The sequence below is a fragment of the Catalinimonas alkaloidigena genome (assembly GCF_029504655.1).
Classification (GTDB): Bacteria; Bacteroidota; Bacteroidia; order Cytophagales; family Cyclobacteriaceae; genus Catalinimonas; species Catalinimonas alkaloidigena.
The window spans coordinates 2,484,138-2,497,162 of the sequence record NZ_JAQFIL010000001.1; the positions used below are offsets into that span (position 1 = coordinate 2,484,138).

The 13,025-nt window shown below is 40.4% G+C and carries 11 protein-coding genes; 4 read left to right on the plus strand and 7 right to left on the minus strand.

Features of this window, described 5'->3' with window-relative positions; translation table 11 throughout:
• Positions 1–9 precede the first annotated feature (9 nt).
• Entirely contained in the window at positions 10–402 is a 393-nt protein-coding gene (locus OKW21_RS10150) for an acyl-CoA thioesterase (protein ID WP_277479306.1), read from the minus strand.
• Between the two features lie 417 nt (positions 403–819).
• Between OKW21_RS10150 and OKW21_RS10155 the strand changes: the two genes are divergently transcribed.
• Complete coding sequence (locus tag OKW21_RS10155) at positions 820–1,281, plus strand: ankyrin repeat domain-containing protein (protein ID WP_277479307.1); 462 nt, start codon at positions 820–822, stop codon at positions 1,279–1,281.
• A gap of 77 nt (positions 1,282–1,358) precedes the next feature.
• Here the strand turns inward: OKW21_RS10155 and OKW21_RS10160 are convergent, their stop codons facing one another.
• Complete coding sequence (locus OKW21_RS10160; RefSeq protein WP_277479308.1) at positions 1,359–2,000, minus strand: SDR family oxidoreductase; 642 nt, start codon at positions 1,998–2,000, stop codon at positions 1,359–1,361.
• 368 nt (positions 2,001–2,368) lie between these two features.
• Here OKW21_RS10160 and OKW21_RS10165 point away from each other — a divergent pair, with 368 nt between their 5' ends.
• Positions 2,369–2,809 (plus strand): hypothetical protein, encoded by a 441-nt coding sequence (locus OKW21_RS10165; RefSeq protein ID WP_277479309.1) that lies wholly within the window; start codon positions 2,369–2,371, stop codon positions 2,807–2,809.
• Positions 2,810–2,891: 82 nt separating this feature from the next.
• Here the strand turns inward: OKW21_RS10165 and OKW21_RS10170 are convergent, their stop codons facing one another.
• Entirely contained in the window at positions 2,892–5,375 is a 2,484-nt protein-coding gene (locus OKW21_RS10170) for a ligase-associated DNA damage response DEXH box helicase (protein ID WP_277479310.1), read from the minus strand.
• Between the two features lie 53 nt (positions 5,376–5,428).
• The gene (locus tag OKW21_RS10175) at positions 5,429–7,402 is read right to left on the minus strand and encodes an AMP-binding protein (RefSeq protein ID WP_277479311.1); all 1,974 of its coding nucleotides are present in this window, start codon (positions 7,400–7,402) and stop codon (positions 5,429–5,431) included.
• 226 nt (positions 7,403–7,628) lie between these two features.
• On the opposite strand from OKW21_RS10175, the gene OKW21_RS10180 reads away from it, so the two are divergent.
• Both OKW21_RS10180 and OKW21_RS10185 read left to right on the plus strand, forming a co-directional pair.
• Complete coding sequence (locus tag OKW21_RS10180) at positions 7,629–8,249, plus strand: SGNH/GDSL hydrolase family protein (RefSeq protein ID WP_277479312.1); 621 nt, start codon at positions 7,629–7,631, stop codon at positions 8,247–8,249.
• 148 nt (positions 8,250–8,397) lie between these two features.
• Positions 8,398–8,802, plus strand: a complete 405-nt coding sequence (locus OKW21_RS10185) for a response regulator (protein WP_277479313.1) — start codon at positions 8,398–8,400, stop codon at positions 8,800–8,802.
• A gap of 18 nt (positions 8,803–8,820) precedes the next feature.
• On the opposite strand, the gene OKW21_RS10190 is transcribed toward OKW21_RS10185, so the two are convergent.
• From OKW21_RS10190 to OKW21_RS10200, 3 genes are all read right to left on the minus strand, one after another.
• Positions 8,821–10,755 carry an OmpA family protein gene (locus tag OKW21_RS10190; protein WP_277479314.1) on the minus strand — a complete coding sequence of 645 codons (1,935 nt, stop codon included), beginning with the start codon at positions 10,753–10,755 and terminating at the stop codon, positions 8,821–8,823.
• 147 nt (positions 10,756–10,902) lie between these two features.
• Complete coding sequence (locus OKW21_RS10195) at positions 10,903–12,222, minus strand: BNR-4 repeat-containing protein (RefSeq protein ID WP_277479315.1); 1,320 nt, start codon at positions 12,220–12,222, stop codon at positions 10,903–10,905.
• 159 nt (positions 12,223–12,381) lie between these two features.
• Positions 12,382–12,978: a YkgJ family cysteine cluster protein gene (locus tag OKW21_RS10200; RefSeq protein WP_277479316.1), complete on the minus strand. Its 597-nt coding sequence runs from the start codon at positions 12,976–12,978 to the stop codon at positions 12,382–12,384.
• Between the last annotated feature and the right edge of the window lie 47 nt (positions 12,979–13,025).

The window sequence follows — 13,025 nt, forward strand, 5'->3', positions numbered from 1 at the left end:
GTGGGAAGCTTATTGATTACCAAGCCTGTCTTTTACATATTCTATATTTGTCTTCCCATGAGGAGTAGGTTTTCCCTTTTCATCAAGATTAACCATCACTATTTTATCAATAGAGAGGATTTCCTTTCTGGTCATTTTATTACGAACCAGGCAGCGCACCGTTAGTGAAGTTTTACCGAAAGACACAGGTTCTATCCCGATCTCAATAATGTCGCCGACAATGGCTGAGCTTATGAAGTTGATCTCAGAAATATACTTGGTTACCACATGCTGATTTTCCAGCTGTATGATCGCATAAAGGGCGGCTTCCTCATCAATCCATTGGAGTAACCTGCCTCCAAAGAGTGTTTTGTTAGGATTTAAGTCTTCAGGTTTTACCCATTTTCTGGTATGGAAATTCATTCAATCTTTAATTTAAGCGTATAATGATTTTAATGAAGCATGTCTGCATTTAAAAAAAGGATAAGCAGCTTCACTGCTTAATTCTACGTCCTAATAGCCAGATTCGTTTCTCCTTTACTTATAAGTTTAAAAGCTTTACAGTCATGAAAAGACAATTGCGATATAGGTTATTACCCATTTCACGCTTGATTTACTACTTTAATAAATTAAAATAAATAGCTGACATTCAATGTTTTAAACAGTAGATGCTAAACTCTTTATGCAAATAGTAGTTTAATAATCGTCTTGCAAAAAATGGAAAATGCTGATCCTATGTTGTTTTGCGATATGATATCTAGAAGCATTGAATTAGATTCAATAAATAATTAAACTCAGCACTTAAATTTTTAGCCACCCTTTTACCAATACTAAACAATCATGGATGTATTTGAACTCATCAGAAAAGGTGAATTAGAAGGTATAAAGAAATTGATTGAGGAAGACCCAAACCTCATTGAAAAAAAAGACAATAAAGGCTTTCCACCCCTGATTATGGCAAGCTATAGCGATCAGTATGAAATAACTCTTTTTTTGCTGAATGCGGGAGCAAAAGTTGATGCCCGAGATGCTGCGGGAAACACCGCATTGATGGGCGTATGTTTTAAAGGAAACCAGGATATAGCAAAGCTACTGCTGGAGCGAGGAGCTGACGTTAATGCCAGAAATCTGAGTGGAGGTACCGCATTGATCTATGCAGCTACTTTTGGACAGGAGGGAATTGCTGAGCTCCTACTGGAAAATGGGGCTGATAAAACGATCAAGGATTCTCAGGGACATACAGCTTATTCCTACGCCAATTCTAAAGGATTGTCACGTTTAGCTGAAGTACTAAAGGTATAGAATTATAAAATCAGGCTCATGCCTATTAAACCAAATTAATACTGATGAGCCTGATTTTGCATGCTAAAATTTACTGATTATAAGTTGTTAAGTGCTTTTTCAACTTCCATCTTACCACCTCCGATAATTTCAAATGTCTTACGGTAGGTATTCGGGTTTTCAATAGATTCTACAATAGATAGGGCGACATCAGAACGTGAGATCTGTCCTATTTTACCTTTCAGGCTTTCCTGAGCAATAATATGGTTAGTTTCCGGATCATTATTGAGCATGCCGGGGCGAACTATGGTATAGTTAAGATTGCTTTTTTCTAATCTCTCTTCCGATTCCGCCTTAGCTTTCAGATAATGTTGAAGCTTCTCAGGACCCTCTTCGGGATGATCTGTTCCCACGGAGCTTAAAAGAATAAATCTTTCAACACCATTTCTTTCGCATGATTCAATCATTTTGACTGCTCCATCTCTATCCACAGAGAGTGTTTTATCTTCACCGGTGTTGGGACCAGAACCAGCTGCAAATATGACTGCCTCAGCTCCTTCTACTGCAAACTCTATGTCTCCTTCCAGATTCGCAACAAATGGTGTAGCGCCTAGTTTCTCCATTTCGTCAGACTGAGCGTCATCTCTGATCATGGCTAACACATTATGTTCTCTTTCAGTTAATAACTTAACGATTTGTAGCCCGGTTTTACCGTGTGCTCCTGCTACTAAAATATTCATAATACATTGGTTTAAATAAAAAAATAGCTATCTCAAAAAAATGTTTGTGAGATTTATGGTGTAACACGAAGTTGCTTGTAATGTTAAAAGAAACTTCATAGATATTTATTTAGCCCGGAAGCTTAATGGAACATGCAAGGTCTTCTTTTTATTGTTACTGGTAAATAGAAGGAGATAACTCGTTTGTGGAGGGGGAATATAAAATATGAGATTGATTGGACTTTTTATCAAATTTGGGCACAAACAGATAATGTTCTTAAAAGATTGCTCTTACTAAAAATATATCCTGTACAGGATCATCACTTATCAATACATATTACATTTTGTATATTATCATGAGAATTAGCAATAGAAAATTATCAATACTTTTGGCATCTGTCACATATATATTATTTGTCTCCTCAGTAGTACAGGCACAAGAACAAGCTAACATAGAGAAACTTGGTGTTGAAAGGGTAAATCCGGCAGATGTAAAGGCAGCAGAAGACATTGCTGATCAGATACTCACTAAAATGGCTGAAGGAAGTTATTATGAATTTAAAGAGGGTGAGGCCATACCTGAAATTGTACAGTTGTTTACCAAGGACACCCAAAAGCAGGCATATCAGCAAATCAAAGCTCAGGTGGGCGAATATCTCTCTTCATTAGAATTCCAGGAAGCCTATTCTCTCTCCCAGGGTGGCATGGAAGCAACCATATTTCGCTTCAAAGGTGATTTCTCCAAATCTGAGCCTGAAGTAAGGGTAGTTTTAGATCGTGATGATAAACTAGCAGGCTTAAGAGTGTTGCCCTGGACTGATCAGTTGTAGGAGTATAATTTTGCGCAAAAGATCTCTACATTTCGGGTCCAGTTTGTAAGCTTCGTACTTACCAACCGTTAAAGAGTACGGCTTATTCACCAAAAGCAGCGTAGGCTTCTAACTCAAGCTGCATCTTGCGTACCCGATCTTCTAAAGTCTCGGAACTGATCTTCTCTCTTAATCGGTCTACCATGATGGGAAAAGCGAAAGGTGTTGGATAGGAGGGATGCTCAATAATAATACGCTGCTGCCTGATATTTTGCATCACTTCTGCCAATGTAGACTGCTCAACCTGCTGGTACAAAGCTTCTTCCATGGCCTGGGCAATGAGTAGGTTTTCTGGATCATACTCAGTAAATACATCATAGATAATCTGGGCGGTAGCCTGTAAATGTTTGTTGCCTATGGGTTTACCGGGAAAACCCTGAAAAACTAAGCCTGAAATAGCAGCAATTTCTCTAAAACGACGCTTGGCCATCTCAGTACTGTTGACACTCTCCAATATATCTTCCATCAGCCTTTCTTGTGAAAAGAGGTCTAATTCCAGTGCTTCTTCCAGTGGAATTTCTGTATCTGACAGCAATTCAAAGCCATAGTCATTCATGGCAATGGAAAATGAAATGGGTTGAATCTGACTGATCCTCCAGGCTACCAGCGTAGATAAAATTTCATGTACAGCCCTTCCGGCAAAAGGATACATATACACATGATAGCCTTCGCTGGATGTTAACTTCTCAATCAGGAAGTTATGCCGGTCAGGCAGGCATGACCATCTGTCCTGCAAGGCCAGTAGGGGTTGGATGGCCTTCAATTCAATGTCCTGATAAGCTCCTTCAAGAAATTCGTCCAGTTTAAAGCGAATCAGCTCCGAAAGTTGTGAAGAAAGCGGCATCCTTCCGCCAGACCAGGAAGGAATAAGACCACTGGTACCCCGGGCTTTATGCACCAGCACGGTAAGGTCTTTGATGCGCTCAAACCTGAGGTTACGACCGGCAAACCAAAAATTGTCGCCCTTCTTTAGCCGGGCAATAAAGCTTTCTTCAATGGTACCGATAAAGCCACCGCTGGCATACTTTACTTTGAGTACCGGATCACTCACGATGGTTCCCATTGACATACGGTGACGCATGGCAGTCTTCCGGCTCTCTACTTTATAGATGCCTTCCTTAAGGATGACTTTGGCAAACTCATCATATTGCCCTAAGCTATCCCCACCGGTAGTGATAAACTGCAATGCCCACTGCCATTCCTTTGGCGTAAGGTCTTTGAAGCTGTGTGTTCGTTTTACTTCCGGATATACTTCTTCTTCCAGAAATCCTTCACCTACTGCCAGCGTGACAAGGTACTGAACCAATACGTCAAAGGATTTTTCCAAAGGCCTGCGTGATTCATATATTTTTTGCCTGATAGCTTCCTTAATGGCAGCTCCTTCCAGCAGCTCTAATGAGTGGGTAGGTAAAAAATAAATTCTGCTGACAGCTCCCGGCTGGTGTCCACTTCGTCCCGCTCGCTGAATAAAACGGGAAATCCCCTTGGGACTTCCCACCTGTATTACCGTTTCTACGGGACGAAAATCAACGCCCAGATCAAGGCTTGAAGTACATACGACCAGCTTAAGGATGCCCTGATGTAACGCGTCTTCTACCCAGCTTCGTACTGAGCTATCCAGTGAACCGTGGTGCATCGCCATCTGACCGGCAAGCTCAGGCACCTTTGACAACAGCTTTTGATACCAGATTTCAGTCTGGGCACGGGTGTTGGTAAAGAGCAGGGTAGTCTTACTTTGCTCTATAATGGGGATTACCTTATCCATCATCTTGATGCCGAGATGTCCTGCCCAGGGAAATTTCTCAATCTCATCGGGCAGAATGCTTTCTACCACAATTTTCTTTTCAATATTAGACCTGACAATTCGGTTAGGCCTTGGATGGTCGGGGCCAAGAAGAATATCTTTAGCTTGCTCCAGGTTACCAATTGTTGCTGAAACTCCCCATATTTTCAGCTCTTTTTGAATGACTTTGAGCCTGCTTAAACCCAATTCCAGTTGTACCCCTCTTTTGGTTCCAAGCAGCTCATGCCACTCATCCACAATGACACACTTCAGTTTTTTAAACAGTTGAGAGTGCTGCTTCTGACTGATCAGCAGATGCAGGCTTTCAGGGGTAGTGATCAGGCATTCAGGCATTGAGCGCATCTGCTTTTGCCTTTGACTGCTGCTCGTATCGCCGGAGCGGACTTCTACTTTCCAGGGTACCTGCAAAGCTTCGCAGGCCCTCTCCATGGCTTGCCGGATATCTTTGGCCAATGCTTTCAGCGGAGTGATCCAGAGAATTTGCAGGCCGTTACTTTTTTTCTCCTGGAACCGTTCCGGGTTATCCTGAATAAATTCTAATAAAGCAGCCAGCCACAGCGCATAAGTTTTACCACTACCGGTAGGAGCATTTAACAAACCACTTTCTCCCCTCAGATAAGCCTCCCAAACTTCACGTTGAAAAGCAAAAGCTTCCCATCTCTGCTGCTTGAACCATCTAAGTGCCGGGGCTAGTGATTGAGGCTGATCTTTAGGAGTAGGCATGGATATTTAAGGCAAAATAGAAAGGAATGGTTTAGGGCTTGCGGTAATATTAGTTAATTAAATTCCATATATTCCTTTCTGAGTGATCTCCGCATTAACTTGTTGGAAGCTGTACGGGGTAAGGTATCTTTTGCAATTACTTCTTTAATCCTGAAAAGCGGGTTAAGCTCACTGTTCAACATCATTTGCAGATCATTCTTCAACAGTTCTTTATCCATATTTTCATCCTGAGGGATGAAGAATATCAACAAAACTTCCGGCCCTCCACCTTTGGGAGCTACTGTGACAGCGGCACTTTCGTAAACTGCTTTATGTGTATTTATGATTTTCTCTATTTCTACTGCGCTCACTTTAATTCCGCCAAGGTTCATGCTATCATCCGCCCTGCCACGGCTTTTGTAAAAAGTAGTATCCTCTAATAGCTTATGGTATAGCTGGTAATTATCTCCGTGTTTTCTAAGTAGTGTACCATCTTTCAAGCTGGGAGAATCTTTATAGTATTCTTCATGGTGATCACGGTTCAGTAAGTGTTGAGAAAGTCCGATTGAAGGCGGTACGATGAAGACCTCACCATCCCGTTTGGCGTCTATTTTACCACTTTCTTCTTCCCTAAAGATAAGGTCCATGCCTAAAGCTGGGGTGGTGAATGTCGCAGGGGAGGCTGGCTGCACTACAGTTCCTGTGAGGTATCCTCCACCAATCTCAGTACCCCCACAGTATTCAATAATGGGTGCTTTGAATTTTGCTAACCACATCAGGTATAGGTAGTCTTCAACTTGTGAAGGCTCGCCGGTGGAGCTGAGAACACGAACATTCCAATGATATTGCTCCATCATTTGGGTTTTGCGCCACACTTTTACCAGGGAAGGAATAGTTCCCAGTATGCTGATACTCGCTTCTTGCATAAAACTTCCGAAAGCGGTACTGGCGGCTGAACCAGTAAAAAGTGCCAGTGTCGCTTTGTTCATCAGGGCAGCAAAGATTGTCCATGGTCCCATCATCCAGCCCATGCCTGTTGTCCAGGTGAGCGTGTCGGTGGGCTGAATATCATGATGATAGTAAGCATCAGCAGCACACTTTATCGGAGTAAGCTGAGTCCAGGGAATGGCTTTAGGCTCACTGGTGGTTCCTGAAGAAAACAATATACTGATCAGCGTATTGGGTTCGCCGATTACAGGAGAAAAGCTGTCCTTTGCCAGAAAATCTTCCCATAACACATCCTGGGTACGCAAATCTGTTTTTTCCTTTCCAGGAATAATGATTGATGGAGGCACATCTGCCTTTTTAAGTTTAGGATATATTGAAAGATCTTTTCCACCGTAGGTATAACTATCAAAAGCAATTACTGATCGGGCTTCACTACTTTCTACTCTTCTTTTCAGCTCCTGTGGCGAAAAACTGTCAGCAACAAGTACCGCTATCATTCCTGCCTGTATTATTCCCAGATAAGCGGTGACTGCTTCTGTACAAAGAGGCAGGTAGAGTACCACTTTATCACCCTGTTTAAGCCCCTGCTGTAAGAGGCCATTGGATACCCTGTTGCATAATTTCTTTAAATCTAGATAAGTGAGTGTTCGGGTTTCTTGATTTTCATCAGAAGCAATGATAGCTGTCTTTTGCTCATTTGCTTGAAAGCAGCTGTTAATAATATTCAGACGTGCGCCTTCCAGCCATCTTGGGTCTTCAACCCCACCTTGGGAAATATCCAGCACCTGATCATAATGCTGATCAAGTTTGATCTGCAGGGTTTGTATCGTATGATCCCAGAATTGTGCACGATTTTGTACTGACCAGTTATGAAAATCCTGATAACTACTCAGCTTTAATGAACTGATGGATTGATTAATATTGGCGTAGTTCAGCGTACGCTTATCAGGAAGCCATGCAATTCCCAAGGGGTCATTGGCAAAAATACTGTAGTAAATATCTTTGAGCTGGTCAAAGCTTAATAATTCAATGGCTGAGCTACTTATTTGTTGCCAGAGCCTAGCTTTTTGAAGAAAGGTATTTTTAGTTTCATCCTGCATATTTATAGGGTAGTAGGTTGTGTTAGAATTAACTTAATGGAAAGTTATTATCCAAACGCTTAGTAAAGAACAGTAATATTTACTTTATGTATTAAGTTATTGTAGGCACGAAATATTTTATTTAGCTTGAGGTGTTCAATACTGTGATTTTTACAACGACCCAACACCTTTCAATTTCTCTATGCATATCAAACTATTCCTATGTTCACTTATTATGCTTGTCTTGATGTCGTTTAATAAGAAAGATAAGAAGAAAGTAGTTTTTTTTGGCGATTCTATCACTGCAGCAGGTGAAAGTGATCCTTCCGGATATATCAATTTACTAAGAGAGCACATAGATACTGCGGAGTTTCAGCTTATTGGCAAAGGGATAGGGGGTAACAAAGTCACGGATCTGGAAAACAGAATTGAAAAGGATGTACTTTCGCTTGATCCCGACATTGTATTCGTATATATAGGAATCAATGATGTGTGGCATTTTTATGAACCCGAAGGTGCTGTAGGTACTACTATTGAACGCTACGAAGAAGGATTATTTACTATCGCCAAGCGATTAGAGGAACAGGGGAGCAGGATTATCTTCTGTACTCCCACTGTGATAGGGGAAAACCCTTCTTTTGATGGACAAATCAATCAGGAACTAGATCAATACGCTCAAGTAGTGAGAAAAGTCTCTATGGAGACAGGCGCAGAGCTATGTGACCTGAGAAATAAGTTTAAATCTTATTTGAAGAAAAATAATGCTGATGCCCGGAACAGTGGTGTACTCACTTCTGACAGAGTTCATTTGAATAGAAAGGGCAATGAATTTCTTGCAGAGCAAATGTTATTTTATTTGAACCAATGACAAGTAAATTTGCTTGTTTATATTTAATTTAACTAAAGCATTTCATTAAACAATTTTAAATTTCAGTTTAATTTTTTAACAATTTAATTGGATACTTAAAGCTGAATAACACTCGTTATTTTTATAAACAATTTTTTAAACTTGCATTATGATAAAATTTAATAAAGTGCTGTTGGTGGATGACGATGAAGTTTCAAATTTTATCACTACCGAAATCCTCAACACTATAAATCTAGCGGATACAATTCTTGTGGCTTCTAACGGGCAGGAAGCTTTAGATTTGATAGGTCAAGTCACTGATGATAAGGCTGGACAAAATGATAAAGATTGCCCTGACCTAATATTTCTTGACCTTAACATGCCGGTGATGGACGGGTTTGAGTTTCTAGAGGCCTGTGAGCCCTGCAATAAAAATAAACTCAATGTAGTTGTGTTGACATCATCTACCAACCCGAAAGACATTGAAGAAACAAGAAAATTTTCCCAGGTTAAGGGTTACCTAAGCAAGCCACTTACTGCTGATAAGGTAGAAAAAGCAATTCAAAATATATAAAACAGCTTTATCTGCGCACTATTTTGTGTCCAGAATTTTTATGATTTCAATCTCGGTACGGCGGTTGAGTGCGCGTCCATTTTCTTCAAATTTGTTAGAAGCGATGGGTTTGCTTTCTCCAAAACCTCTGGCTGTGATGCGGTCGGCTGATAAACCATAATTCAAAAGATAGTCAGCTACAGCCCTGGCTCTTTTTTCTGATAATTGCTGGTTATACGCATCATCCCCTATATCATCAGTATGCCCATTGATTTGTATTACGATATTGGGTTGAGCTTTGAGTAGGGTATAAATCTGGTTTAGTTCAACCAGAGATTCTTTGCGTATATTAGTTTTGTTAGTGTCAAAAAAGATATTTTTCAAAATACCAATCGTACCTACCTTACTTTCCTGTAAGGCAATATCTATCGTATTATCTTTGTATGACTCCAAGGCTGACGATCTTATATTCTGTGAATAGAACAGATAACCATCACTCTCTACAGTAAGTCCGAGGTTGGTGCCTTCCGGAATGGATATTCTGAATGTACCTGTTTCGGGATCTGAAAAGGTACGTGTCATGACGATGTTCTTTTCATTATCAGAAAGTATAATTTCCGCTTCCAAAAAGTCACCCGTTTCAATATTACGTACTTTTCCTACCAGGAATGTCTCTTTGTCTTTTTTTCTTGACAGCGTCATCAAAGGCGCGTCTTTCTTTTCCTGAATAAAATCTCTTTTATCCATCAGAATAGCATAGATGTCATTTCCGCCCAAGCCATCTTCGCGGGCGGTGGCGTAGTATCCATATTCATTATTTTTTGTGATCACAAAGTAATTATCGTCTTGCGCCGTGTTGATAGGAAAAGCCAAGTTGATAGGAGTGGTCCACTTTTCTCTGAGATATTTGCTCTTGAAAATATCAAATCCCCCCATTCCAAGATGGCCCGTAGAGCTAAAGTACAATGTCTCACCATCAGCATGGATAAAAGGAGCATCTTCGTCCCCTGAAGTATTTATTTTTGGACCTAGGTTGATAGGTTTTCCCCATCTGCCAAAGTCATCTAAAGTAGAGACATAAATATCAAAACCACCGTATCCTCCAGGGCGGTTGCTGGAGAAATACAGTTTATTGCCTTCACCGTTCATGGATATGGAAAGTTCCCGGTAGGGTGAGTTTACTCCTCCTACTGCCTTAGGCTCCCCCCAGCTTTTACTGTTAAAGGTGGAAACGTAAAAATCACCATCTCCTTCATCCATATAGATGAAAAGCTGCTTACCATCAGGTGAGATAGCTGCTCCACACTCATGAAAATTGGTATTTACGGCACCCTTTATTTTTTCAGGGGCAGCCCACTGATTATTTTTTTTGTGTGCGATGTAGATATCCTCATAATAGTTGTTGTCATAAGCCATATCTCCACCAGTAGAGCCTTCTCTTCTGGAAGTAAAAATTAACGAATTGCCATCCGCTGTTATCAGTGGTGCGTAATCCTGATTATCTGAATTAATACTTTTAAGGTTAGTTATTTTTACATCTTTAGGGTTATTGAAATACTCAATGCCAATAGCGCACTGCATAATATGTTGATCAGCAGCAAAAGTATTATCTGTGATTTCACGGTAAGCAGTAAAATGATCTAGCGCTTCCATAAACTGATGGTTGTACTGGTAAGCCAATGCCAGATTGTATAATAGCTGACCTTTGGGGTTGGATATGTTTTCGTATACTTTTTTAAGATAAGGTAACGCTCTGTCTTTATACTTACTTTTCAGGTAAGCCTGACCAATCCTGTAAGCGAGTTCCAGATCACCGGGCTCTTTTTCATCTGCCAGAAGGTAGGTATTGACAGCTTCAGTATAAAAACCATCTTTATAGTATTTGTCAGCCATTTTGATCAGTTTATTGAATGACTGAGCATGGCAATTTATTGAGATTACAGAAAGGAGAACTATGCCTATTAGGTGTTTCATAAACCGTATGCTTTTAAAAAAACGCATACAGCAAGTAGATCGAGTGCTTATAGAATAAAAACTCAGATTTGTTTACAACCTATGGATGTACAATAAGCGATAGTTTTGTAGTACAATTGCTTTCAAAATGTATTCAGCAAAGGGTAACTATTCGTTTCCTTTGAGCCACATTTTAATCAGTGAACGATAGTCAGTGTAATGAATATAACGTTCGTTGGTTAAGAAAAATACCTGAAGCGGGTTTCCTTCTTCAGCATTCAATACCGCGTAAGGGCGTATGTTATCCAGTGTTGATGAAGAAGTGATTTGTTGTGCTTTCCACCTCCCTTTTTCTAATCTTTTCCACTGTTCAATTTCAAATATTCCGTTTTGCTCAGTGGATAAATAGACTATCTCAGGATTCTCATGATCCAAAACCACTCCTCCTGAATAATTCATTTCTCTTTCTACGGTTCCGGCCAATGTTTGAGGAAACCACTTGCCGGCATGAGTGAGGAACTGGCGTTCCCATTGCTTTCCGTTCCATCGTGCATAGTGGTAATAGTGGGAGGAGTCATCAGGAAAAGAGGCATAGGTAAGTACAGGGTTTCCATCATCATCCGCAGCGATATCCCAGATCCAGGCTTTGTTGGATGTAGAACCATCATGCACCATCTCTGCCTGTTGTGGACTGAAGGGCACCTCAGATAAAGATATTATTTTTTCTCCACTGGCTTTATGAAAGTCACCATCCTCGTAATAGGCATAGTAGATACTGTTGGTAGTTTCATTTCTTGGGTGACCATCCGTAAAAGCGATATGAAGCCTTTCACCATCACTATAGACTTTTACATAAGGCCTCCGGTTTCGGTATATTCTTTCAGGCAGAATCAGGATTTTACCTTTCGTCCAAGTCTTTCCGCCATCCTTTGAGATAGAGTAGTTAGGTTTAAAGTCCATACCCCTCCATAATAAAAAGAGCTCATCCTTAACTTTCCATACATTTACATAAGTGTAAGTTTTGGAATAGCCAGCGTAGGTTGTGGTATCATTTAGTGTTAAAGAACGCCTTTCTTCCCAACTGTTTATATTTTCAGGCTCACGACTAACTAGCTGGTAGATAGGTGTTTCACGAGAGTGTTTAGCATAAAAAACCATGATACGTCCATCCTCAGTAAAGTGCAATGCGGGATTATCATGGTCGTCTATTTCCAGATTTTCGTGCAGTACTTCGGTTTCAATTTGATCACTGTTATGATCATAATAGCCAATCAGGATATTGCCGGTTGAGTCTACCCAGGAGGCATAGGTCCTTTGGTGCTTACCTTCATAGTAAACTGCCCTGGGGTCAGAAAACCAACACCAGGCACCATCATCACTAAAGGTCTTTACGGCTGATGGTTCATCAAGTGTTTGTGCTGAAACTTTAATGCAGATAAGGCAATAAGCCCATAGCAGGAAAAGAGAAAATGCTGATAATTTTTTCATAGGTTGTTATAAAACAGTAGAGCACATGCCCGCTACCCTACGTCTCAGTAAAATAGAAAGAGCATGATGCTCCCAAAAATATAAACATCTTCTTAATAGTGAAACCTATGATAATTTAAATGCCAGCTATGCTAATGTTTAGAGAAGTAGTTTTAGCTTCTAAGATGCTTTAGGTGCTCTGCGATAGCAGTAATAGCTGAGTACTTCAATGATTGCTAACCTGATCGCTTGATTGATAGGATAAAACTTATCTGTAAGCCTGTGGTCAACATTGCACAAACGATAATAATAGTTGCGCATAACCGGACTTGCCTTTCCTTCTTTTACCCAATGTTCCGCTTTACTGTATATTTCTGGGAGCTCTGTTTTGATGACACTGCAAGTAGAAAGTCTTTTTACTCCGTATTTATCAAATGCTGCAGAAAATCCGAAAAGGCGACAGATGAGCCCTCTCTGTGGATAAGAGGTGCATTTTCCCTGTCGGCTGTCAACACTGAATGTCTGAAGGATCGCACAAACCTGATCTTCCTGATAGCTTCTTAATTTTTCTAACCACTGTTCAGCCTGATTATTCACAAATAAATGATAGGCAAGTGGTAAAAATTCAAGCACGGTTGCCTCTATATCTGACTTAAAACAACATTTACCACAACCTGCTATGCAGTGCATACCGGTATCTTGACGAAAGGCCTGCATCTCCTGATCCAGTTCCTTATAAAGCTTTTCAACTGCTTTTACTTTTTTCTTGATGGACATATATAATTTTAAACTGAGATTAATACTGTAAATCAGGAAGAAGAGTT